Raw genomic sequence first — 26317 nt, forward strand, 5'->3', positions numbered from 1 at the left:
CTTGTCATATCGTTTGTTACCGAAAACATATTGATATTATACATGGTGAAATTAACAAAAGTAATATGACAATACTACGATTTTACTGACATTCCTAGGCTATTGGTACGATTTCATGTTATATTTACTCATCCTGTTACAGTGCAAAGCGATTCTTAAAACTCTCCATCCTATGAGTGTTGTAGCAAATGCTGCTATCTATTCGGAAATTATGTGTTTTAGATGCAATAAAAATCAGCGGAAAGTTTCTTTACTCTCCGCTGTCCTATCTGCTATTTCGTATTGTATTGTTCCGCTTCTTCTACAGTCAGCGCCGGAATTCGGACAGTCACACAAGTTCCTTCCCCCGGATTGCTTTTATAAGAAATACCGTACGCCTCCCCATAATATAATTTAATTCGAAAATTGATGTTTTGTGCCCCATAACCATGTGCGGCTTTCGTAGTATTTTTCTGCAAAATCTGACTCAGCTGTTCCTCAGTCATACCTCTTCCGTCATCTGATATATGAAATACAATATCCTCCGCTTCTCTTACGATTTCAATGTTAATATGACATTCCTTTATTGTATTGCTTTTTGCTATCCCATGCATAATAGCATTCTCTACAAGCGGTTGCAGAATAATGTTAATACAGCCTAATTCCAGAATATCGCTGTTGGCATCTATATTAAGAAAGATTGCATTTTCAAAATGATAATTTTCAATCTTAACGTATGCCTTAATATGCTCTATTTCATCAGCTATTTTTACAATTTGTCTGCCTTTATTTAAACTGATCCGATAGAATTTTGAAAGACTCTGAACAATTGTAACAATTTCCTCAGCACCATGATCCCTTGCTTCCCAATTAATCAAATCCAGTGTATTATAGAGGAAATGAGGATTAATCTGTGCTTGTAATGCCCTTAGTTCTGCCGACTTGACACTTTGACCCAGCCGGTATTGATTCAGCATTAAAATCCGCAATTCCTTAGTCATATATTTAAATTGATCAAATAATCTTCCTATTTCATCCTCTGATTCTTCCACTTCATCTATCAGACTCCAATTACCGTTTTGAACCTGTATCATCTGACTGCTCAACTTTGTAAGACGTTTCGAATAATAGCGGGCCAAACTATAAGAAATATAGACAATTGCAGGAAAAATTAATGTAACAAATAATACAAATACTTGCAACACAACATTTCTTTCATGGTAAAAGTCTGCCTTTTCTATCATACTGACAAGTGTCCATCCGGCCTCTTTTATGGTTTGTCTTCTTAAAAGATAATTACCATTTCCCTTAAAGTGTACGTCTTCCCAGCCAAGCGTTTCCTTTATATCCTTATGCTCCTCTTCCAGTAACGGAATATATTCTTCCTCTTCCTGACTGGATGATGCAATTATTTTACCTCTGCTATTGACCAGATAACTGAAACCTTTTTGGGTAATATCAAAATTTCGCAATATTTTTTCAAGTTCTTCGATTGCTACTCCAACCCTTGCCACACACTGTATGTCTCCGGTATCATAAATCATTTTCAGAAGGGCGACCTGTTTCTCAGGTTTCTTTGAATTTCCCGCTAACACAGTTTGTATATCAGAAAAATAAAGAACACCTCCCTTATCCAGAGAAAATCTTTTCCAATCAATATTATCAGGTAATTTTGATAGTGGGAAAAAATGATAATTATTATTAGAATACAGCATGGCATCTGGAACATACAATGCACAATTATATAGCCCATTGGATAAATCAATGGATGCGATGATTTCATCTAACTTCCAGTATTCCCGGTATTGTTTGGCTTCCTCTGTCTGCTCAAATACGCTGTCACTCAATACTTCCTGCATCTGTTTGTTCGTTCCTAATAAAAGCAGTACATAATTCATATTTTGCACATGATTTTGAAGATAAGAAATAGTCTGTTCATAGGAACGGTCTGCGGAATACAATATCTGCCTGGCAAAACGATTAGCGATTATATTATAACTAATAAAAGATAGACATAACGCTATTAATAACAGTGGAATTGAGAAAGATATTGTCATTTTGGTGCGTATACTTCTGCGAGAAAACCATTTAGTGATTAGATTCTTTGACATTTTCACAGAATATTCTTCTCCTTATACTCAGATGGTGTCATCCCTGTCTGATTCTTAAAGATGCGAGCAAAATAAGCAGCGTCTTCATATCCCACCATATCTGCAATCTGATAAAGCTTATATTTAGTATCAAGCAGTAACGATTTAGCGCATTCGATTCGCAATTTCGTAAGGTATTGATTTATAGTGAGTCCGGTATCCTGTTTGAACAAACTTGAGAGGTAGGTGGGTGTTAAAAAGACCTCTTCTGCCATCCGGTTAATACTAAGTCCCTTATCCTGATAATGCTTACTCATATATGCAATTACCTGCCTGACAGAAACATTACTACCTTGATTTTCAATTTTCTTACGTCCAAAGACTGCTTGTACATATATTAGCAGCATTTCCCTGATTTCCTGCAGCGTTACAGCTTGCTCCAAAATATAGGTGTATTCTACTCTGGATGCATTCTTTTTATATCTACGAACCGGATTATTTCTTTCAGCTTCTCTTATATAATTATAGATTATCAGACATATATTTTTAATAACACTGTTTAATATAACCCGTTCCTTTATGAACCGTTGAAATATCTGATTAATGATTCTCTCTACTTCTTTTACATCCTCATTTTGAATCGCCTTTTTAAGGTAACTCTCTTCTGCCTGATCTAAGTCATTCTGCCAGTCATTGCAGGTCTCCTTATCCGATGCGAATGATCCATATCCCATAAATGACAGACTCTGTAACGCGCTTAAGGCCGACTGATACGAATTCGATAAGTATTTTAAATCAGTGAAAAGCTTACCAATCGCCAAAAAATGCATATACTCTCTATCCTGTCTCCTTGCCAGTTCACTCATCTTAGTAAGAACTGACCCGTTGTCCGTTAATTGCATATTTTCTGCCGCAAGATAAATAATCATAGTTGCATTATCCCAGAAATCGGTATATACATAAATCCCCTTATGTTCCGCCTGCAGTTCTGCTGCATCTTTATACCACTCTGACACCTTATCCGGTTTATCCGGCATATCAGCCCATCGAATGATACAGATACGAAACACCCTGCACCTTTCGTTCCATAACCCTACCATTTTTAGAACTGCACAATTATCCTTTCCATTATTTCTTTCTCTTAGTAGCGATAAAAATGTTTCATTCTTAATATGATCTACACTTTTTTCGTACTTTTTCTGTATTATACGTTGCTCATGAATATTATGATAACGCTCTACTGCTTTCTTGACTGCACAGGTTAACTCCTCTAAATCAATTGGTTTTTCCACATATTGAATAGCCTCCAGTTCAATTGCCGCTTTTAGATATTCTTTTTGCGCGTAACTGCTGATAAAAATCAACTGACAATCGGGCAATTGCTCTTTAAAGAGGCGGCACATCTCAATACCATCTATTTCACGCATTTTGATATCCGAAATAATAATATCAGGATGATAATCTGCACTCATTTGCAATGCAGTCTCCGCATCCTCTGCACTGCGAATCTCATCAATACTAAGTTTCGGCCAAGTTATATGCTTTAGAAGACCTTTTCTTGTAATTGGTTCATCTTCTACTAATAATGCTTTAATCATAAATGTCATCCCTTTCACAAAGCTTTTGGCACAACCATCGTAAGCAACTTCGCCTAAGCCATTTAATAAAATCATAAGTAAAATTGTATCTGGTAAAAAGACATTAGCATAAGCCTTAAGAAAAAATGCAATCAAAAAAATGATATCATGTTTAGCCATATCCGGCAAGTTATACTTATATTCATCAAACAATTTGATAATCGCAAAAAAACAGCCAAAACCCGCTTTACTTATCGGTACAATGGCTGTTTTACTACCTTTTATTTTATTTTTTTCTTAATAATTTCAATTGCTTTCTGTAACTGGTTATCTTCCTCTTTCTTAATAACAACCTGTTGTTTCAGCTTATCTTTCAGATCAACGGTTACATCCGGTGAAATACCGATTCCATGTATATTCTTTCCGTTTGGAGTATAGTATTTCGATACTGTAACCTTAATAGCAGTTCCGTCAGATAATGGTATAATGGATTGCACGATTCCTTTGCCAAAACTGGTGGTACCCACAATGGTTCCGCGTTTATAGTCCTGAATAGCACCTGAAAAAATTTCAGATGCACTGGCACTGTTTCCGTTAATAAGAACCGCTAAGGGTTTATCGAATTCTTCCTTGGCATCCGAGAATTTCTCTTCTCTGGTTCCGTATTTATCTTCCGTGTAAACAATCAGCCCTTTCGGAAGCATACGATTTAATATGTCTACAACCGTATCCAATAATCCTCCCGGATTATTCCGAACATCCACGATTAAACCTTTTTGCCCTTGTTTATCCAAATCATCAATTGCTTTACGGAACTGTTCAGCCGTAACTTCATCAAATTCAGATATTGCAATATAACCGATCTTATTACCCAGCATTTCATACTCGATAGTGGGAACTTCCACTGTTTTTCTCGGGATAGAGAATTCAATCGGATCAGGTTCTCCCTCTCTTATAACAGTAACGGAAACCTTGGTTCCCTCTTCTCCCTTAATCCTGCTGACTACTTCCGATAAGTCTTTTCCTGTGACTTCTTCACCGTTAACCTTATATACAATATCTCCCGGCAGTACACCAGCTGCATGTGCCGGTCCTTTCACAAAAGGTTTTACAATAGAGATAATACCGGTATTTACATTCTGACTTACCGTGGCACCGATTCCGCAATAAACTCCGCTGGAAGATTCCATTAATGCATCATACTCTTCTTTCGTGTAGTAGCAGGAATATGGATCACCAAGACTGGCAAGAAGTCCTTTATAAATACCCTCTGCCAGCTTAGTCTCATCCACCTTATCCATATAGAACCGGTCTATCAAAGTTTCCAGTTTATTGATCTTTTGAATAACCGCATCACTGGCACCTGTCGTTTTTTCAGCTGCTTTTGTGTTATTCTGTTCACTGGCTGTATTGGTATCCTGATTAACAGAATCATGACCTTGTACCTGAGTAACATAGATTGTAAGTACAATTGAGAAAATAATTAATGCACCTGCTAATCCTGATAGAAAACCAGACAAAAATTTATTCTTCATAATTACCTCCATGCCGCCATTTGACAGCATATACTATGGTTCCTGGCTTTTCGTCAGAACCACAATGACTAAATAGTCACGTATTATTTAATAACTTACATAATTCAGAGGATTTACATATGTACCATTTACCGATACACCAAAATGTAAATGGGATCCGGTGGAAACGCCGGTGGAACCCACTAAAGCGATGGTTTGACCTTGACTGACCTCTTCTCCTGCTGATACTAATAGTTTGGAGCAGTGCATATAAACGGTATAAATACCGTCACCATGATAAATCATGATGTAATTACCCGCCGATACACTGTATGCAGCGGTTACAACGGAACCTCCGGCTGCAGCCACAATTGAACTTCCGGTACTTGCACCAATATCAATCCCTTTATGGTAGGTACTGGCACCCTCCGTAGGCTGCTCCCTGTTTCCAAAGGTAGAAGTGATCCGGGTGCTGGATGGGCAAGGCCATATAAATCCGTCAACTTTTACCTGACTTCCGGAATCGTTGTCCGTATTGCTATCCGTATCGTTATCTGTATTACTATTACTATTCTGTGAGGAAGCATTATTTGCTTTCGCAGCCTCTTCCTGGCGTTTTCTCTCCTCTTCTTTCCTCCTGCGTTCCGCCTCTTCCTTTTTCTTTCGTTCCTCTTCTTCTATTCGTTTTCTTTCAGCCTCTAACAAATCTTCGATGAGGTCTTCCTGTTCCGATAATTTAGAAGTATACTCAGCCGAAAGTGCCTGCGTTTGATCAATGCTGGCTTCATATTTCACCAGCTCTTTATTTTTATCTGAAGCTAATTTTTTAACTGTGTCCTGCTCATAGGTCAATTGTTCTTTTAAGGCATTTAATTCTGCTATTTTATCTTCCAGATTTTTTTCTTTGTCTGCCACATCCTGTTTCAGTTTTTTGTATTTATCCAGAAGGCCGTTATCATATTCGGTAATTTTGGACATATATTCAACTTGGTTTAGTACATCGGATAAATTATCGGATTTCATTATAATCTCCAGGTAATCCGTATCCCCGTTTTCGTACATATATTGAATCCGCTTTTTCATAATACTGTATTGATCTTCTTCAATAACCTTTGCTGCCTTAAATTCTTTTCTGGCTTTCGTCAAAGCTTTATCCGTCTTTTTAATATCAGTATTTAACGAATCAATTTCATCATTTAGGTTGGTCAGTTCCTTATCCAATTCTTCGATATATTTAAGTATATCGCCTTTTTCCTTTTCTAATTCCGATAATCTTGATTCCGTTTCCTGTTTCTTTTTTTCTAAATCTGATTTAACATCCTTAGCCCGGTCAATTTCAGTGGCAAAGGAGGGGAACGTCAGGGAGCCTACTAACATTATAACCGACAATAATATAAGTATACCTTGTATTCTCTTTTTTCCGGTTTTCTCTTTTGTTTTACAAAGAAAGTGTTTCGCATCCTCCCACACTGCATTAAAGTGCCTTTTTTCCATTTGTTCATCTCCCATTTGCATGATTTCTCATAGGTTAATTCCTTCTAATTTCGTATTACACAGATTCTTTACGTCTTAAGTGCCTTCTTACCGTCATGTAACTTCCGATAAATCCGATGCCGATACCGATACCTAAGGATACGGGTATCAAATTGGAGAAAATATCCCCTGCCTCTAAAAACTGAAATGCATGAAATATATTTATGTACTTTTCTGTAATATATGATATTACTTTATAATAAATGAAATATAATCCAATAATTGGGAGAATTGCACCGATGATACCAATGATTACTCCCTCCACAATAAAAGGAGCCCTAATAAAGGTATCGGTAGCCCCGATTAATTTCATAATAGAAATTTCTTCTTTGCGGATTGCAATACCCATAGTTACCGTAGTGCTAATTAAGAAAATTGCAACTGCCAGAAGTATTATAATGATAGCCGCTGATACATAACCTACCAAGGCATTAAAGGTTTTAAACGTATTTGCAACCGAATCGGAATGATTCACCTGCCTGACCCCGTCCAGTCCATTAATGAAATTAACGAGAGAGTTCTGCATGGATACATCATTTAAATATACGGAATAAGAGGCGGAATCTGCTAATGGATTATCATCTCCGAACGTCTCTGCCAGTTCCGGTTTTAAAAATTTTTTCTTATAATTTCTCCAGGTTTCATCCGCCGATATGTATTTGATAGAGGCAACTTCTGCTCTGGTTTTAATCTCTTCCCCGATTTTATCAATCTGTTCCTGACTGATTCCGGCATCAAAAAAAACCGTTACCCCAACTGAAGTTTCGGCTGTTTTAATCATATATTGAAAGTTGGCTACAACAAAATAAAATATACCGAATAAAAATAAACATGCGGTTATGGTACCGATGGAGGCAAGTGAAAACATGTGGTTTCTCCGTATATTTTTTATGCCTTGTTTTAAACTGTAAAAGAATGTACTAAAACGCATGAGTATACCCACCTTTTTGTTCGTCACTAATCAGAATGCCTTTACTTAATGTAATGACTCTCTTTTGCATCTTATCTACTATATCACTGTTATGGGTTACAACAACTACCGTAGTGCCTTTCTTATTTATTTCATCCAAAAGACGCATAATCTCCCAGGAATTTTTAGGATCCAGATTCCCGGTAGGCTCATCTGCAAGCAAAATTACCGGGTTATTAACAAGCGCTCTTGCTAAAGCCACCCTTTGCTGCTCTCCGCCGGATAATTGTCCGGGTAGTGCCTTATGTTTATCCGACAGTCCCATAACAGACAGGATAGCCGGGACCTGTCTGCGAATCACACTGCCGGGCGTTTCAATTACCCTTTGGGCAAAAGCAACATTTTCGTACACATTCCGGTCTTTCAGCAATCTAAAATTCTGAAAAACCACTCCGATACTTCTTCGGTATTTTGCAACCTGTCCGTGTCTTAACCTTGATAAATCCTTAAAATTGACAAAAATCTTACCACTGCTGGGTTCAATTTCTTTTAGCATAAGTTTTATCATGGTTGATTTACCGGAGCCGCTGCTGCCAACAATAAATACAAATTCGCCTTTGCGAATTTGTAAATTTATATTGTTGATAGCGGAGGTTCCCTTTTGATATGATTTCGACACTTGATCAAAGATAATTACCGGAGCATCCATATCTGTTAAATGTTTCTTTAGATCATAAGCCATTTTAATACTCCAAAGTCTCCATATATTTCATGTATTTTACTACCATAAGTGCAATCTTAAAGGTAATCGCATCTTCAAATACCCTAAGGTCTAAGTTGGTACTCTTCTGCAGTTTGTCTAAGCGGTATACTAAAGTATTACGGTGGATATATAGCTGTCTTGAAGTCTCCGATACATTTAAGCTGTTCTCAAAGAACTTATTGATCGTAGATAATGTCTCTTCGTCGAATTCATCAGGAGACTTGCCATCAAAAATTTCTTTAATAAACATCTTGCATAACGGCATAGGAAGTTGATAGATCAGACGGCCGATGCCTAAGTTGCTGTAAGCTACCACATTGCGGCTGCTGTAGAAAATCTTACCTACGTCAAGAGCCATCTTAGCTTCTTTATAGGATCTGGAAACATCTTTAATTTCATTTACAATCGTACCGAAAGATACATGTACCTTAGTCATGGCTTCCGTATTCAGCATGTCTAAGATTACCCTTGCGGTTTTATGCATATCTTCATAAGTTTCATTTGATTTCAGCTCTTTCACCAGGATGATATTCTTTTCATCCACTGCCGTAATAAAATCTTTTGTCTTTCCGGAGAATAACCCTCTTACTGTTTCAAGAGCATTCACGTCTTTTTCATTTTTCGTTTCAATAATAAATACAACTCTTCTGACATCTGTCTCAATATGAAGTTTTTTCGCACGATTATAGATATCCACTAATAATAGATTGTCTAATAATAAGTTCTTAATGAAGTTGTCTTTATCATATCTTTCCTTATAAGCTACCAGTAAATTCTGTATCTGGAAAGATGCAATCTTACCCACCATATATACATCATCACTGTCACCTTTAGCTAATATGACATATTCTAACTGGTGCTCATCAAATACTTTGAAGAATTGATAACCCTGTAATACCTGGCTGTCTGCGGGGGATTCCACAAATGTTAATACTGCACTTTCGTATTCATCCGCGTTATTTATAGTAGTCGCTAAAGCTTTTCCCTCTGTGTCCATAACGCAAAGATCCACTCTGGTAATGGCTTTTAATCCTTCGATGGTATTCTGTAATATCTGATTCGAAATCATATCGTCACTCCTTTAATTTAATTTCTTATGCAAAAGTAATTTTTATATACGCTATTTTAACATTATTTTCGTCGAAAGTAAACTAATTTTATAGAAATTTAATGAACAATTTAGTACAATACTGTCAAAACCATGAATTTTTGAATTAGTTTAATATCTAAACTATGTTTAATATTAAATAATACCATTTAAAAAAGGCAGGGAATACGAAAACCGTATTCCCTACCCAAATATAAATTTATAAATTAGCGACCATGTTACTTTAGTGTGAAATAACCTGTTCTGTTTCTTTGTCAAAAATATGCATCTTAGTTAAATCAAATGCAACTTTAATTGTATCACCAGGTCTAGCTGTAGTACGTGGATTAACACGTGCAGTGATATCAAATTGATCAACTGAGAAGTATAAGTTAACTTCTGCACCTAATAATTCGTATACTTTAACAGTAGCTTCAATCGTGCTCTCCGGTGAACTGCTGATGAACATTTCTTCATCTTTAACATCTTCAGGACGAATTCCGAAGATAACTGTTTTGCCATCATATCCGCCATCAATTAATTTCTTAGCTCTTACTTCAGGGATTTTGATGGAATTAGAACCGAAAGTTAAGGATACGCTAGTACCGGATTTAACAACTTTAGCTTCAATCATATTCATCTGAGGAGAACCAATGAATCCTGCAACAAATAAATTGTTAGGAGCGTTGTAAAGGTTTTGAGGTGAATCTACCTGTTGGATTACACCATCTTTCATAACAACGATTCTGGTACCAAGAGTCATAGCTTCTGTCTGGTCATGGGTTACATAGATGATTGTTGTCTGTAAGTTCTGATGTAACTTGGAGATCTCAATACGCATCTGTACTCTTAACTTAGCATCCAGGTTTGATAAAGGTTCATCCATAAGGAATACTTTAGGATTACGAACGATTGCACGACCCATAGCAACACGCTGTCTCTGACCACCGGATAAAGCCTTTGGTTTACGGTCTAAGAGATGTTCAATATCAAGAATTTTAGCTGCTTCATGTACTAACTTATCTATCTGATCCTTTGGAGTTTTTCTTAATTTAAGACCAAATGCCATATTATCATATACAGACATATGTGGATATAATGCGTAGTTCTGGAATACCATCGCGATATCTCTATCCTTTGGTTCTACGTCATTAACTAATTTATCACCAATCCATAATTCACCTGCTGAAATTTCTTCCAGACCTGCTATCATACGAAGAGTTGTTGATTTACCGCAACCTGATGGTCCTACGAAGATGATAAATTCTTTATCAGCTACTTCAAGATTAAAATCTTTAACTGCTACAAAACCATTAGGATATGTCTTGTTAATATTTTTTAAAGATAAACTTGCCATTTCTCATTTCCTCCCTAAATTCAATGTCTTTTTGAGTACACAATCTTGTACTATTACTATATGACTTATAATACACCATTAGCACATTGAAAGCCATATCCCAATTAAACAAATTAATTTTTGCCATTTTGTATAATTTGTATATTCATTAAAAAAATAAGTATTTTTACCGATTTTTCTTCTATTTTTCGCTGAATTTACTGTCTATATTCTCTAAAGCCTTCTCCGGTGACCTCTCTGACATCACTTACAATAATAAAAGCTTTTGGGTCTATACTTACCGCAATATCAGTTAATGCCACGATTTCCTTCTTGGATACCACGCAGAAAAGCATCTTTTTATCCTTGTTGGAATACATACCGGTAGCCGAAACTCCGGTTACTCCACGATCAAGTTCTTTCATAACCTGCTTCGCTATCTCATCATAATAATCTGAAATGACATAGGCCATTTTGGCGAATTTCAACCCCTCTAAAATACTATCAGATATTTTGGCCGTAATGTATACCGCTATAATGGCATATAATGCTTTAACCAAACCAAAGCTGATAACACCGGCCAGGACAATTAATCCATCTATTACCGTTAAGATCTGCGGTACGGTATAATATGGTTTAAATTTGTGGACAACCATGGCTAAGAGATCCGTACCCCCTGTAGAAGACAACGTCATAAAAACCAGACCTAAGCCGGCTCCGCCCAATACTCCGCCGAAAACCGCAGCCAACAGATAATCTTTATAAACAATATCATAAGGCGGAATGAGATATAAAGCTATGGATAGACTTACCGTCGCAAAAAATGTATTTTTTAAAAATGCTTTTCCTCTGACAAGCCAGGCTGCCAGGAATAAAGGTATATTCAGTAAGATATTGGTCAGCCAGATCGGCACACCGCCCTTAATCCAGATACTCGTAACTTTTTTAATAACGATTGCAAGACCCGTAACTCCTCCGGTTACCATTTCCAACGGGTCATATACTAAATTAACCGAAGCAGCCATTAATAATGTACCTACTATAATAAGTAAATAATGGCCTACGTTGGTTTTCTTAAATATTTTTTCCATACTCTTTTCGCCTTTTCTTAATTTAACTTTTTACTTTATAATGTTTAAACAGAAGCAAGACTGTCCTTCCAAATTTTTTAGCCCTCATAAAACCAGATGAATAATCTGTAAATTAGTAACTTTTCCATATTGTAGTATATCAGAAAATATTTAGAAAGACAAGCAGCCCAAAGGGTACCAGGTCGACATCGAAATGTATATTTTCTTATATTAAGTTCTAATTTGTTTTAATTTTACTTCCTTATTATATTGTTACCAGAATGTTTCTTTTACATAACTTAATAATTGGTGTTTTGGAAAAAGACTTAAAGTGGTATAATAGAGTGAACAAAATTGACAATACTTACATAAAGTTAAGTTTTTAATTAATTATATACTATTGATAAATCAGACTTTATAATGATAATGATCTTATAATGTATCTATAAACTAAAACCAGCTATTCACTATGGCTATTTATATATTACATAATTAAGAAATATTATCTAATAAATTGAGCAGAAACGGAAATGGAGTTATTATGAGAATAGATACCGCATTAGTCACCGGTTCCTCCAGAGGAATCGGCAAAGCCATCGCGCTGAAATTTGCAAAAGAAGGTTTTAATGTAATTATAAATTGTGCTTCTCACAAAGAAGAGCTGTTACTGGTAAAAGAAGAGATAGAAAGCTGTAATGTTTCCTGTCTCGCTTATCTCGGAGATATGGGAAATTATGAAGAAGTTAAAGCTATGATTACTTTGGCGAAGCAGCAATTCGGCAATATAGATATTCTGATTAATAATGCGGGAATCTCTCATGTGGGATTATTTACCGACACCGATATCCACACCTGGAACAGGGTAATTGCGACTAATTTAACCTCCGTCTATAACTGCTGTAATTTAGTAGTTCCTGATATGATAGCCGGACAGAAAGGTAAAATTATAAATATTTCTTCTGTCTGGGGCAGTGTGGGAGCTTCCTGTGAAGTTGCCTATTCTGCTTCAAAAGGGGGTATCAATGCGTTCACCAAAGCCCTGGCTAAGGAACTTGCTCCAAGTAATATTCAGGTGAACGCAGTCGCCTGCGGAGCCATTGATACCCAGATGAATCATTTCTTAGACGAAGAAGAACTCTCCTCTTTAATTGAAGATATCCCTGCCAACCGGTTGGGCCAGACCAATGAAGTGGCTGATTTCGTATTCCAACTGGCCGCAGGAAATAATTATTTAAATGGTCAGATTATCCACTTGGATGGAGCATGGATATAAAATATTAATTTTGGCTGGTATGCCAGATAGCAATACCGATTAGTATTTCTATTAGACCTTAAACCTAATCCTTATCCAGAGGCCTCATAATGGGAAATAGTACGGAATCCTTAATGTTGTCAGTTCCGAGCAATACCTGTATGATTCTGTCAATTCCCATTCCCCAGCCTGATATGGGCGGCATACCGTATTCCATAGCAGTGATATAATCCTTATCCATTACCATGGCATCATCATCCCCTTTTGCATTCAGATCTGCCTGTTCCCGTAACCGTTTAGACTGTTCTCTCGGATCTACCAGCTCAGAGTATGCATTGATTACTTCCACTCCATTGATAACTAACTGAAACCTGTCGGTTATTAACGGGTCATTGTCATTTGCCCTCGCCAAAGGTGAGAGGGCGATGGGATGTTCCGTTAAAAAGGTCGGGTGGACCATGTTAGGCCGGCTTACCTTTTTATAAAGCAGATCAATTAGATTCCCCCTGCCTAACAGTTTTATATCCGTTTCTGACTCCAAGGTTAATCCTTTCTTGGTAATTTCACTCAGTAATTCTTCTGCTGTTTTAAAATCATTAATATCTATTCCGCAATCTTTTAAAATCAGCTTTCTGAAAGAAACCACCGGCCATTTGGATAAAAAGTCTATTTGCCGGTCCCCGATTTTTAGTTTCGAACTTCCAAAAACCTGCTCCACTGCATAGCATAACATTTTCTGCGTAAATTCCATATTGTCTTTATAGTTGTAATACGCGCAGTAGCATTCCAGCATGGTAAAATCCTGAAGATGTGTGGCGTCCATCCCTTCATTACGAAAACATCTTGCGAATTCAAATACTCTGGTAAATCCGCCTACAATTGCACGTTTTAAATAAGTTTCCGGAGCAATTCTTAAATATACATCGATATCCAGAGCATTATGATGAGAAATGAACGGGCGGGCCAATGCACCGGAGGGTTTATTGATTAATACGGGCGTCTCGATTTCCGTATAATAGTTATCCTCTAAAAACCGCCGGATTGCTTTTATAAAATCAGACTTAATCAGAAATCTTCTCCTGGTATCTTCATTCATAATTAAATCCAGGTATCTCTGCCGGTAACAGCTGTCAGTATTAATAAGCCCATGGAACTTCTCCGGCAAAGGTTTCAGCGCTTTGCCTAAAAACCAAAAGGCCTTTACCCGGATCGTCTTCTCTCCGGTCTGCGTGGTAAATAATTCACCGTTTACACCAATAAAATCTCCTATGTCAAAACATTTTTTAAAGAAGTCATATTGTTCTTCCCCTACCACGTCTTTTTTCAATGCCGCCTGAATATGCCCCTTTATATCGGCTATTGTAATAAATGTTAACTTTCCCATTTTACGAATAAAGGTGATTCGGCCTGCTGTCTTAATGTCGGTCAGACCGTCCGGTTTATCCGTTAATTCATAGAGTTGGTGGCTTACTTCAAACCGTTCCGGGTAGGGATTGGTTATCTCGGTTATTTTATCTAACTTTTCTCTTCTTATTGTTTCCAATGTAGATTCCATAATAGATACCTCCATAATGATTCTTGAAACTGATTTGGTATGATTTATGTTACTGTTCACAGGCATAAACGCGACGTGTTTTTTGTGAATGTATTGTCACAGAAAACCGGAGAATTGCAGCGCCAAAACGCTTTCTCCTCGTTTTGTGTGCATCGCAAAGCGTGTTATTGTTCACGGAACTGCTGCTTTTGCAGGGGAGTGAACAGTAACTGATTTATCTTCCATTTCCTGCTTTTTTCAGTAACAGCCTCTGACGCTGATCCGTTGTTACGGTAGTAACAATCTTCTAAATGATATTATCCTTTCGCTTGTTCATGTGCATCCCCCGGAGGGTTTTTTTGACTAAGACGAACTTTTCTATACGATAAAAAAAGCCCCCTTCCTTGATTTTTATTCAAGGACGAGAGCAAAGCTTCGTGATACCACCCTGTTTCATCTACATCTCACGATATAGACCTCTACAAGTACGAGTATTAAAATGTTAATACCGATACTCTGACGCTGTAATGGGCGCTCCCATCGTAGCCTCAGCATAAATATATAGATGCAGTCGGTACGCGGCTCCAAGTCTTTATTTCAATAATGCTTTTAGTACCTCTTCCCACCAAACGAGGCTCTCTGTGACCTATTTCATTATCTATTCTTCTTTTCATAGCCTTTTATTTATTTTATTTCCAAATGCTATCATAATTTTTTATATTTGTCAATTGGCATTTTCCTTTGAAGCTTACAATGTTATCATTACACCCGTGTGCTTAGGTCTTAAATTATTTAATCGCTTTTATCATCATTGTATTATTTGCTACATAGTCCCCTAATGAAATAACTTCTTTAAACGCAGCTTTTTTTAACAGCAGCATTTCATGTTCTAATGTTAGTGGTGTATCAAAATGTACCAATACATTATCAGGTATGTGATTTTTTGCTTTTCTTTTTTTTAATTCTTCAAAAAGATAAACTTCCATTTCTTCTGATTCCGCGGCGTAATCTCCTTCTATGTAACATCCTCCTGTTTTTAAGCTATTATATATCTTCCTAAAAACTTTTATTTTCTTTTCCGGCCTAAAATGGTGCAGTGTTTCAAAGGAAACGGCTGTGTCATATTTGCTGACTCCAAAAGATTCAATAAAATAATCGCCGCAGATCAGATTAAGCTTCCTATCTCTGTGTTTCTCTTTCAATTTCTGTAACATTGAAGATTCCAAATCAATCCCTGTTACCTTTATATCCGGATATTTTTTAAAGATCTCATCTAACTCCAAACCTGTTCCGCAACCAATATCTAATAATGTTTGTGAACTTTCCGGTATTAGATCAGCCATCCATTTATAATAGTCTTTCCAAGGATCCATATGAGACTCGTATCCGTCAACTCTTGCCCTAAAAAATCCGCCCATTTCCTCTAACGATTCTTCTCTTGTCTCTTCCATCCATTTCTTAATATTATCAAAATTGCTCAATTAATTATCCCCTTTTCTATCATTATTTATCCTATCATTCACAACTAAAGTCTATATCATACAATTAGTTTATCTTCTATTTAACTTAAAAACCACCTCAAACATTTTTATTAATAAAAATAAGCACATATGCTTACTTCTCTCATAGTTATCGTTTAATTCCCAATAAAACTTCCCCATTCAACAACCATTCCGGTTTTTCCTCTTCACTGTAAGAGATTTTACTGCCAAACCAGCCTGTACCACCTGCATAAGTCCCGTCTTTATTAAAAATATTTTCGACATAACCATAACAATCATCCATCGCTTTACCACCAATAATAAACTTATGAATGTTATTTTCACTGTCTTTTATTTCCGCAATAAAGGGTATCCTATCTGAGATTTTATCCGTTATATCCAGTTGGTTTCCATCAGCAATATAATATAATCTTCCCCCGATTAACTCTACCGGTGATTTAGGTTCAGAATCAATTATTACCGATGACTTAGACTCTTTGCTGTTACCCTCTTCATAGGTAATTCCGCCTCCACTAAAAAAAGAATAAACAAAACTAATTATTTTCCCATCCGATGCATATGCGATTATTCCTGTGACAGAAACTATTCCAAATACTATGATCAGTAAAGCAGCGACCGTACTTTTTTGTATAAATCTGTTTTTGTAATACTTTCCCGAATTTTTTCTATCAATCAAATTTAACAATTCAATTTCAATCTTTTTTGAACATTCATCAGACATTTTGATTTGTTCCATGGTTTCTTTGTATAAAGTTTTCATGATATTCCTCCTTTAAAATCGGTTCTAATTTTTTACGGGCACGCTGTAACCGGGTAGTAACAAGTGATTGGCTGATACCTAAGATTTCTGAAATTTCCTTAGTCGAATACTCTTCAAAATAATACAGTAAGATAACTACACGGTATTTTGTCTGTAACTTTATAATATAATTAAATATTTCGCTTTGCTCCGGTGTTTCAAATGCTATCTCCTGTTCAATGGATCCAACATTTTTTCTCCAAAATGATTTTAAAAGGTTCTTGCACTCATTTACAGTAACCTTTGCCAGCCAGGCTTTTTCTTTTCCGTCTTCCAACCGGTCCATGTTTTCTAATAATTTCATAAATACAATTTGACTTATATCCTCTGCATCCGGAACTGATTTCGTATAATTAAGTGCAATTCTGTAAACCATATTTTTGTTTTCCTCAAATATTTCCATAATATCGGCTTTCAAATGTTTGCCTCCTTTCCTACTTTTGTAAGTTCTCATACATAAAACAACTCCATATTCCGTTTTGTCACAATATTTTATTAGATAAAACTATTATTTCTTATTCCATATTGCTCCGTCACAAGAATAGAGCTGTTGTAAAATCTTAAAGTTCAGCTTGTTCCCGGAATATTTGTTATATTCTCCCGTAAAGCGCATCTTAAAAATTTTGCTACAGCTCTATTTTTTATGCATTATTTTTTATCTACTTCTTATTAACCTATTACTTTCTTTTTAAATTACTTTCTTTTTAAATTACTTTTTTATTATATTTCTTACTTTTTTATTACTTAATTAGTTTATTGTTTTCTCTCCGTTTATTACTTTTTAATTTGTTATTTTCTAAGTCTACGACTTTTTTTATCCTATGACCTTCCTTATTCCAGCCAAACGCTCATTAAACTGGGTATAAAAATCCGCAACAGTATCATATTCTTTTATATAAAAAGTATTTAACAGAAACATATTAATATTTTTGATCTGGTTTTCATCCTGGATATTTTTAATTATTTCTTCTATATCATTTAAAAAATAATGCCAGTCAATTATAAACTGTTCATTTCTCTTATAATCCGGTGTATCGATCCATTTACTGACTTTTTTCATTGTTTTTGAATTATGATTACATTCATTTATCTGTAAAAAGTACTTGAATCCATGATTCTCATAAAACCGTCCCAGAGGAAATATTCTGCAGATTCCAGGCCTGTTAACATGAATACTGCATTTGCCCTCCTTATTCAGAAAAGCACAGCTCTCGTATAACCCTGTCATTTTAAGATTGGGAAGGATAATACCGTCCACTACATTAAGTTCGATTTTATCCGCCAGCAATTTCTCAAAGGTAAGATTCAGATTGACATTTAACCGGTATATGTCAAAAGGGTCTAATATTATGGATTTACCCATTCTATGACAGCAAGCTGCTGCTCCCTTACAGCCATTGCAATTAGCTTCCACCAAATCGTCTATACCATATAGCTTTCCATCCGATATTTCGTCCAGACTACAGTTTCTTTTCATTAAAAATTCCTCTCTTGTTGTATCTATATCGTTGTTTACATATTTTTCGAATTTATTATAGCATAATTACTTCCGCCTGCAAAGCCTGGTTAACCGTATTACAACGATTCCCGCTTATAGAGTTGCTTTTATGCGGTGAAATAAATAGTATTCCTATGTAATTTCAAGCGTGTGATAGTTCCGGAAAACTATTAATCTCTCTCATATCCGTCTTTAGTTTATTACCGAGAATAAAAAAGGTATTATTTTCTACCGGCACTTCAAACCGGATAAGCCCAGTGGTATCCTGGGGTGTAAATGAAAATATAACTTTCTTAATCTCTTTTCCGAATTCCTCCCATACGTCCCTCACAGAAATCTGTCCTTTCGCAAAAATATCAAACAGTCCCAGTGTATCTTCTTTCACTTCAGCTATAACATAAGCATCCAGCTTTGCAATATAAAAAACATTGTCCTGCATAAATTGGGTCAGATAAAACATCAGCAAACCATCATTTTTCATAGCTGCTAACCCCAAGCTGTTCCTTTTCCTTTTCTCTTCTAAAAAATACTCCCAGTCTTTCTTTGTTTTCATGGGTACCTGTTCCACCTTCCGCTCCCCTGTTAACTTAACAGTCGTATAATACTGGTATTCCTTAGCGGCTATAAAACCAAACCTGGGATAAAATTCAAGCACGTTGTCATTTGCATATAAATATATACCGTCATATTGGGCATATTCTTTCAGTATAACTTCCATTATCCTTCTGCTATATCCCTGTTTTCTGTATTCTTTCTCTGTCATCACCGTACCAAGCTGTATGTAGTGCCTGATCTCATTATTGTACTCAAAATCCATCCTGTTAACAGATATGTTAGAAATAACTTTATTATCCGATATCACTGAGTAAGGAACATATCTTGAGGTCCAATAACCGTCCCGGTACCAGTTTTCAAAATTAAGTCCAAACGTTTTCTCTGCTAATTCATTAAAAGACTTTCTTAAAACATCATCTTCCTGATAATCTTTCTTTATTACGACATTCATAATTTCCCCCTATAATACTATAACTCAATAATTTAATTGTAGTAATTTAACCGTAATAATTTAGCTATAATAACTCAACTGTAATCATTTAATTATAATAACCTCAATTGCTATAACTTAATTACATTGGACTAAACTGTAATAACTTAATAATCTATCATAATTATAACTGTTGTTAAAAGATAAAGCCACCACAAAATAAAGCCAATGCAGTATGAAAACCACATTGGCTTGGTCACGTTCTATTTTAACAAGGCTTTCATAACAATCTTATAACAGTCGGCTGCTTTCACAAGCTGATCCAGTTCGATATACTCACCAATCGTATGCGCCAGATTTTCTCTGGAAGGACCAAGTCCGATTGTCTTAATTCCTGCCTCTCCCGCATAATGGCTTCCATTTGTGCAGAAATTATACTGGGTAATTTCCGGGTTATACCCATTGGCTTTTAATTCTCTCCATATGTCCTGGATATAGGGTTCGGATGCCTCAAACAACCAGCCGGGGAAAAACCGTTCTTCCTCAATCATCTGCCCGGTATAACATTGCTCTTTACCAACAGCATAGGAAACTTTAGCAGTAATATTTTTATTCTCATTCATTAACTGTTCTAATACATTTTGAATCGGAGCAAGTACACTTTCCTTGGTCTCCCCCACCAGCAGCCGTCTGTCATAAGTAGCGCGGCAGTATTCCGGTACAACAGAAGCCCCCGGATAGGGTTCTGATTTAATGTCCGTAAGCTCCAGAATTCCTTTGCCTAACACCGGATGTTCTGTCGGTTTTATTGCCTGGATGACCTCAATCACCTTTCCCATCTGGTAAACTGCATTATTTCCCTTTTCCGGATTGGCGGAATGCGCGGGTGTTCCATACGTCTCTACAATAATTTCCGCTCTGCCCCGCTGCCCGATTTTTAAATTAAGCCCGGACGCCTCTCCAATAATAACATAGTCCGGTTTTACATAAGCACTGACTTCTCTGGCCGCAACCCCCTCAAAACATTCTTCATGTACAACACCGGCAACATAAATATCCCCTGCAAAATTTTTATCGGTTTCTTTCGCGAAGTCATATGCCGCATAAACCATTGCAGATAAAGCTCCTTTCATATCCGAGCTTCCCCTTCCATACAGTTTACCGTCCTGAATTACTCCGAAAAAAGGATCGCAAATCCACTTTTCGCTCTGTGTTACTATAACTGTATCCATATGACCGTCGAATAGAAGTTTGGGCCCCGGTTTCTTTCCTTTGATATGTCCGATAGTATTACCGTACTTATCTACATAAATATCGTCATAGCCATGTTCTGTCATAAAATCTTTTAGCAGTTCGGAAACACCTTTTTCCTCTCCCGAATAGCTTCTCTCCCGAATAAGTGCCTGGCACAAATAAATCAATTCTTTCTTCTCATCTTCCGCTAACATTTTCGTACTCTCCCATCCCATCCGTATTGACACTTCCGATTTTATAAGTGTCTAACTTTCTGTATAATGTTGCCATACCTATGCCCAGTTTCTGTGCAATCCGCCTTTTTCCTTCCGTGGAATCTCCATAGATCCAGATGGCTTTTTGTATTTCTTTTTCTTCTAATTCCCGGATGGTATGTACATACTGATCTTCCATTCCGGCAGTAATACTCCATAAATCCAGATTTAGATTATATCTTTCGATCAGACCGTCATTTTCCATCATACTTACCATAAATTCCACAACATTTTGTAATTCTCTGACATTACCCGGCCAATCATACCGTTTCAGGAGTTTCATAACCTCCGGGTCCATATATTTGAATTTTTTCTCCTGAAGCCTGCAATATTTATGAATAAAATACAAAACAAATTCTTCAATTTCTTCTTTGCGCTCCCTTAACGGTGCCACATGAAGCGGAATTACATTTAACCGGTAATAAAGGTCTTCCCTGAAAGCCTTTTTCTCCATCATTTCATGAAGATTACGGTTTGATGCCGCAATAATACGGACATTGATGGGAATACTCTGGTTCGAACCCACTCTTGTTATGCGGTGCTCCTGCAGTACGCGAAGCAGCTTTCCCTGTAAATGCAAGGGAAGATCACTGATATCATCCAGAAAAATAACACCATTATCGGCAAGTTCAAACTGTCCCATACAGCCGGACGGGTCTGCTCCTGATAACGTTCCGGCTACATAACCGAAAAGTTCGCATTCCATGGTTGCATCCGGAATCGAAGCACAATGAATCACAACAAACGGCTTATCCGCCCGGTCACTTTCTTTCCATATGGCTTTCGCCACAACTTCCTTACCGGTTCCGCTTTCTCCCGTAATCAATACGGTTGTATTTGACTTTGCAATCTTTTTAATATTTTTAGTCAAATCTCTTGTTATGGCACTGCTGCCTATTATTCCTTCCTCACTATATGCTTTTGCCTTCTGGCTGTATTCATATAGCTGGTTCTGCAATACCCTGATATCGCTGAATAAAAGCATACTGCTGGCTGTATCACTGCAGTTTTTCATATCATATAAGGAACCCAGTACCGTATATTTATGATTGCGGATTGTAAGCAGATATTCCCGTAAATGATTCACACTGTCCCCGGTTTCCTGAATAGCTACGATTTCTTTTTGTAATTCATCCTCTTCCTCTAATTGCAATTGCTTCCTTGCCGCTTTATTGGCAGTAAGTATATTATTGTTAACCCCAAGTACCAGAACACTCTGGTCAACCTGGTTTACCATTTCCTGTAATATCAAATTCAATTCACGGTTTCTTTCCTTTTCCTCCTGTTCCATTACCTTAGCAGCAATCATATCTGCAATCTGCCGCAGAAATTCCAGGTAAGTGGACTGCTTTTTCTTTATATGTTCCTTTTGCTCCTGGGTCAAACAGGCAAGGCCAATCACACCGATGACTTCTCTTCCCATCATAATCGGAGCCGAAATTTCATAACTTTCACTGCAGTTTCCCTGATTCGGGCATTTACTACATAGTTCATGACTGCCCGGCTGATCAATAATCATTTGTTTTTTATTATGTATTACATAGTCAAATACAAAAGCCGTACCTCCTACATAGGTGTTGATTTCATGCTCAAAAATACCGGTACCTGCAATTCTGAAAAAATCCGTATCCACAATTACAACATCTACCTGAACAACTTCTGCCATGATCTTAGCATATTGAACCACTGCTTCCTGTACCTTTCGTAATCGCGTCATATCACACCTCTTTCATTGGTTTAATCCATTCCAGACTATATTTTGATACCGTACCGGATCAGTATCTCCCTCCGTAGAAAAACACAATACTTTTGAATCTTTATTTAGGCCTAAGACCTCTTTAAGCGGAATATAATCCTCCTCAGTCATAATTGCAGCAAGGGCACCGAACGGAACTGCACCGGATTCTCCTGATGTAACCGGACGATCTCCTTTAAGCGGTGCCGCAAGCATACGCATTCCCTTTACCGTTACCCAGTCCGGACAGGACAGGAAAGCAGCCGTATGGTTTTTTAATATATCCCAGGAGAGGCTATTGGGTTCTCCGCATGCCAGACCCGCCATAATCGTTGGCATATCCGTATCAATCACACGTATCGTTCCGTCCGCGGTTTTAGCACTTTCATAAATACAGGCGGCCTCCGAAGCTTCCGTAACTACCACTGCTGGTGGATTTTCAGGATATTTATTAGTAAAATAACCTTGCACGGCACCGGCCAAGGAACCGACACCCGCCTGGACAAAGACATGGGTTGGGGCAGTGCCTACTGCTTTCACAAATTGTTCATCCGCTTCCATAACCATCGTACCGTATCCCTGCATAATCCAGGATGGAACTTCTTCATAACCGCCCCAGGCCGTATCCTGAACAATAACGCCATTAGTTACTTTTCCGGCAGCTGTCGCTGCCATACGGACACAGGCATCATAATTTACCTCTTCTATTGTCGCCCTGGCGCCTTCCTTAAGTATATTCTTAAGCCTTGTCACGGTAGTGCCCTTAGGCATATAAATTACACATTTCTGTCCTAACTTATTGGCTGCCCATGCCACTCCCCGTCCGTGATTCCCATCCGTTGCACAATAAAAAACAGCCTGGCCGAATTCTTCTTTTAATTTATTTGAAGTAAGCTCCTGATAAGGCAGTTCACTCACATCCCTCCCCGTTTTTTTTGCAATGTATTTGCCCATGGCATAGGAACCGCCTAATACTTTGAAGGCTTTTAATCCAAAACGGTAAGACTCATCTTTAATCATTAAGGAATTTATATGTAAAAACGAAGCCATCTCTTTCAGTTCTGCAAGGGGGGTTGGTTTATATTGGGGGAAACTTTCATGAAAGGTCCTTGCTTTTCTTACCTCAGCTAACTCCATTATATTTAACCTTTTATCTTCTGTTTTTGGTAAGGTATTCAGTACCCATTTTATTTTGTCGGTCATAATATTTTCTCCTCATAGGGACCTTCTGCTCTATGCAATACTTTTCCGGAGCGGATACCCGTAAATTCTCCTTCTTCTACCGCTATACTTCCATTTACCAGCACATATTCAATCCCCTCCGGATATTGTGCCGGATTCGTAAAGGTGCCTTTCTCTTTCACGGTGTCCCTGTTAAAGATACAAATATCTGCAAAATATCCCGGTGCTACTTTCCCTCTACTCTTTAAATGCATAACCTGAGCGGCTTTATAAGTCATTTTATAGACAGCTTCCTCTAAGGATAATACGTTTTTTTCCCTGACATAGGTGGATAAAATGCGAGGAAATGCACCATATACCCTGGGGTGGGGTTTTCCTCCCAATAATCCGTCGGTACAGGCATTCATTTCCTGCCGTTTCATAAATAATGCAACATGCTCCTCTTTCCCATAAAAATCAACCATTCCCACAGCATTTTCTTCCTCCAGCAGCAGATCAAAGGCAGCCTGGTAAGGATCCCTGCCACGGAGTTCTCCCAGCTCTATCAAGTTAAGTCCGATCGTATCCTGGTTTTTTTCTGTTTTTACACTGGTTATAAATATCTGGTCCAGCCCGGCAAAATCCACAAAATTATCCCAGCCTGGAATTCCATGTGTAATATCACAAATCATTCTCTCCCGTTCTGCGGGGTCGGATAATCTTTCCATCAGTCTGTCCGTACCGCCATCAAAAGCCCATGGCGGTAAAATAACTCCCAACATAGTACTTCCCGCCACATAAGGATATTGGTCAAAGGATACGGTTATTCCCTCTTCCTTACATCTGTCCAGAATCTTTATTACCTGACTGATCTTATCCCAGTTTTTCTTTCCGCAGACTTTAAAATGGGAAAAATGAATGGGAATCCCGCTTTCTTTACCAATACGGACTATTTCTTCCATGGAATCGAGTATGGTATCGGCCTCACTTCTCTGATGTACAACATAGATACCGTTATATTCGACGGCCACTTTACAGATTTCAATGATTTCTTCTATCCGGGAATAAGCACAGGGCATATAAATTAATCCGTCGGATATGCCAATGGCCCCCGCCTGCATTTCCCTGCGTACAATCTCTTTCATCCGATCCAGTTCTCTGTTATCCGGCTGTCTGTTGTCAAGTCCCATGGCTTCCATGCGGATATTACCATGAGGCAGCAGATAACATACGTTTAAAGCAGGTTTTGCTTCCTTTATCATCTCAAGATAATGTTTTGTATCCTGATAAGTCCAGTTAATCTCCTCGGTATCCCCGTCAAGTCCGGCCAGATTTTTGCGCCACGGACTCACAAAGTCAAGTGGAAGCGGCGCCATGGATATGCCATCCTGCCCCAGTACTTCTGTGGTAATACCCTGTTTCAGTTTCGGAAGTACTTCCGGATGGATCAGAATCTCCAGATCGCTGTGGCTGTGTGTATCAATAAAACCGGGTGCCACAATCAGTCCGTCTGCTTCTATCACTTTCTCTGCTTTTTGTGAAACCTTTCCTGTTTCTATAATCGTATCATCCTGGATCAGTACATCGCCATAAAAACCATTTTCACCCGTGCCGTCCACAATATAACCGTTTCTGATCAAGATTTTCATAATACAATTCTTCCTTCTTCCAATAATTCCTTTAGTTCTTCTATATTAATAACTCCATCATGTGCTCCCGTTTTATCAATTAACTGTGCCATACGTGTTACCATAGGCGGCTTAACATAACCCTCCTTTAGTTTTTCCGGCTGTGAGAATACTTCACACGGGGTTCCATCCATAAATATCTCACCTTTTTTCATTACCATAATTCTTTTTGCATACTGTGCAACGATATGCATTTCATGAGTAATGATGAGAATGGTATGACCGTGTTTCTCATTCAGTTCTTTTAAAAATTCCATGATCTCCAAAGATTGTCTGTAGTCCTGGCCTGTGGTTGGTTCATCTACGATGATTACCTGAGGTTTTAAGGATAGGATAGAAGCAATCGCAACACGCTGACGCAAACCTTTCATTAATAATACCGGCTGTTCATCAAACAGCTCTTCTTTAACACCTGCCGTAGCCGCCGCCTCTTTTACCCTTTTGTCTACTTCTTCTTCCGATAACCCGATGTTTCTCGGAGCATATGCAATTTCATCATATACTTTGGAATTAAACAACTGGTGGTCCGGATTTTGGAATACATAACCGATATTTTTTACCAGGTCTTTTACTTTCGGTTTCAGCTCTACATGCAGACCGCCAACGATGACTTCACCTTTGGTAGGTTTTAAGATTCCGTTCAGGCATTTTGACAGAGTTGTTTTCCCGCATCCGTTCTGTCCGATCAAAGCTACGAATTCCCCTTTATGAATGGTTATATTTATATCTTCCAAGGCCACTGTTCCGTCATCATAAGCAAAAGTCAGGTTTTTTACCTCTATTATTTTCTCCATGT

General features: G+C 37.6%; 21 protein-coding genes. 1 reads left to right on the forward strand and 20 read right to left on the reverse strand.

Translation table 11 applies throughout. From position 1 onward, the window contains the following. Positions 1–272 precede the first annotated feature (272 nt). The 9 genes from RBU59_RS12485 to RBU59_RS12525 all read right to left on the reverse strand — a co-directional run bounded on the left by RBU59_RS12485 (position 273) and on the right by RBU59_RS12525 (position 11880). A complete protein-coding gene (locus RBU59_RS12485) occupies positions 273–2090 on the reverse strand; it encodes a sensor histidine kinase (RefSeq protein ID WP_308148580.1) in 1818 nt (605 codons plus the stop codon). Positions 2091–2092: 2 nt separating this feature from the next. After that, on the reverse strand, positions 2093–3859 hold the full coding sequence (locus RBU59_RS12490) for a response regulator transcription factor (protein WP_308148199.1): 1767 nt from the start codon (positions 3857–3859) through the stop codon (positions 2093–2095). 68 nt (positions 3860–3927) lie between these two features. Then, positions 3928–5181 (reverse strand): S41 family peptidase, encoded by a 1254-nt coding sequence (locus RBU59_RS12495; RefSeq protein WP_308148200.1) that lies wholly within the window; start codon positions 5179–5181, stop codon positions 3928–3930. A gap of 87 nt (positions 5182–5268) precedes the next feature. Continuing rightward, positions 5269–6654 carry a murein hydrolase activator EnvC family protein gene (locus RBU59_RS12500; protein ID WP_308148201.1) on the reverse strand — a complete coding sequence of 462 codons (1386 nt, stop codon included), beginning with the start codon at positions 6652–6654 and terminating at the stop codon, positions 5269–5271. A 55-nt stretch (positions 6655–6709) separates the two neighbouring features. Continuing rightward, complete coding sequence (gene ftsX, locus RBU59_RS12505; RefSeq protein WP_308148202.1) at positions 6710–7624, reverse strand: permease-like cell division protein FtsX; 915 nt, start codon at positions 7622–7624, stop codon at positions 6710–6712. Beyond that, complete coding sequence (gene ftsE / locus RBU59_RS12510; protein ID WP_330698536.1) at positions 7614–8345, reverse strand: cell division ATP-binding protein FtsE; 732 nt, start codon at positions 8343–8345, stop codon at positions 7614–7616. Before ftsE ends, ftsX begins: the two co-directional genes overlap by 11 nt. A gap of 1 nt (position 8346) precedes the next feature. Beyond that, positions 8347–9435: a PucR family transcriptional regulator gene (locus tag RBU59_RS12515; protein WP_161837467.1), complete on the reverse strand. Its 1089-nt coding sequence runs from the start codon at positions 9433–9435 to the stop codon at positions 8347–8349. 262 nt (positions 9436–9697) lie between these two features. Further along, positions 9698–10810 carry an ABC transporter ATP-binding protein gene (locus RBU59_RS12520; RefSeq protein ID WP_308148203.1) on the reverse strand — a complete coding sequence of 371 codons (1113 nt, stop codon included), beginning with the start codon at positions 10808–10810 and terminating at the stop codon, positions 9698–9700. Positions 10811–11007: 197 nt separating this feature from the next. After that, positions 11008–11880 carry a YitT family protein gene (locus RBU59_RS12525; RefSeq protein ID WP_308148204.1) on the reverse strand — a complete coding sequence of 291 codons (873 nt, stop codon included), beginning with the start codon at positions 11878–11880 and terminating at the stop codon, positions 11008–11010. A gap of 520 nt (positions 11881–12400) precedes the next feature. Here RBU59_RS12525 and ymfI point away from each other — a divergent pair. Beyond that, on the forward strand, positions 12401–13132 hold the full coding sequence (gene ymfI, locus RBU59_RS12530) for an elongation factor P 5-aminopentanone reductase (RefSeq protein ID WP_308148205.1): 732 nt from the start codon (positions 12401–12403) through the stop codon (positions 13130–13132). A gap of 64 nt (positions 13133–13196) precedes the next feature. Here the strand turns inward: ymfI and lysS are convergent, their stop codons facing one another. The 11 genes from lysS to RBU59_RS12585 form a co-directional block, all read right to left on the reverse strand. After that, positions 13197–14666, reverse strand: coding sequence for a lysine--tRNA ligase (gene lysS / locus RBU59_RS12535; RefSeq protein ID WP_308148206.1), 1470 nt, complete (start codon positions 14664–14666; stop codon positions 13197–13199). Between the two features lie 767 nt (positions 14667–15433). After that, positions 15434–16126, reverse strand: coding sequence for a class I SAM-dependent methyltransferase (locus tag RBU59_RS12540; protein WP_308148207.1), 693 nt, complete (start codon positions 16124–16126; stop codon positions 15434–15436). A 148-nt stretch (positions 16127–16274) separates the two neighbouring features. After that, the gene (locus tag RBU59_RS12545) at positions 16275–16907 is read right to left on the reverse strand and encodes a hypothetical protein (RefSeq protein ID WP_308148208.1); all 633 of its coding nucleotides are present in this window, start codon (positions 16905–16907) and stop codon (positions 16275–16277) included. Beyond that, on the reverse strand, positions 16861–17364 hold the full coding sequence (locus RBU59_RS12550) for an RNA polymerase sigma factor (RefSeq protein ID WP_308148209.1): 504 nt from the start codon (positions 17362–17364) through the stop codon (positions 16861–16863). Before RBU59_RS12550 ends, RBU59_RS12545 begins: the two co-directional genes overlap by 47 nt. A gap of 396 nt (positions 17365–17760) precedes the next feature. After that, complete coding sequence (locus RBU59_RS12555) at positions 17761–18423, reverse strand: YkgJ family cysteine cluster protein (protein ID WP_308148210.1); 663 nt, start codon at positions 18421–18423, stop codon at positions 17761–17763. Positions 18424–18586: 163 nt separating this feature from the next. After that, a complete protein-coding gene (locus tag RBU59_RS12560; RefSeq protein WP_308148211.1) occupies positions 18587–19450 on the reverse strand; it encodes a GNAT family N-acetyltransferase in 864 nt (287 codons plus the stop codon). A gap of 242 nt (positions 19451–19692) precedes the next feature. Next, a complete protein-coding gene (locus tag RBU59_RS12565; protein WP_308148212.1) occupies positions 19693–20877 on the reverse strand; it encodes a YgeY family selenium metabolism-linked hydrolase in 1185 nt (394 codons plus the stop codon). Further along, positions 20861–22654, reverse strand: a complete 1794-nt coding sequence (locus tag RBU59_RS12570) for a sigma-54 interaction domain-containing protein (RefSeq protein WP_308148213.1) — start codon at positions 22652–22654, stop codon at positions 20861–20863. The genes RBU59_RS12565 and RBU59_RS12570 overlap by 17 nt, the downstream gene beginning before the upstream one ends. 12 nt (positions 22655–22666) lie before the next feature. Beyond that, a complete protein-coding gene (gene dpaL / locus RBU59_RS12575; RefSeq protein ID WP_308148214.1) occupies positions 22667–23875 on the reverse strand; it encodes a diaminopropionate ammonia-lyase in 1209 nt (402 codons plus the stop codon). Continuing rightward, positions 23872–25482, reverse strand: coding sequence for an N-acyl-D-amino-acid deacylase family protein (locus RBU59_RS12580; protein WP_308148215.1), 1611 nt, complete (start codon positions 25480–25482; stop codon positions 23872–23874). Before RBU59_RS12580 ends, dpaL begins: the two co-directional genes overlap by 4 nt. Then, positions 25479–26315: an energy-coupling factor ABC transporter ATP-binding protein gene (locus RBU59_RS12585; protein ID WP_308148216.1), complete on the reverse strand. Its 837-nt coding sequence runs from the start codon at positions 26313–26315 to the stop codon at positions 25479–25481. Before RBU59_RS12585 ends, RBU59_RS12580 begins: the two co-directional genes overlap by 4 nt. Positions 26316–26317 lie beyond the last annotated feature (2 nt).

It is taken from the genome of Anaerocolumna sp. MB42-C2 (assembly GCF_030913705.1).
GTDB lineage: Bacteria > Bacillota > Clostridia > Lachnospirales > Lachnospiraceae > Anaerocolumna.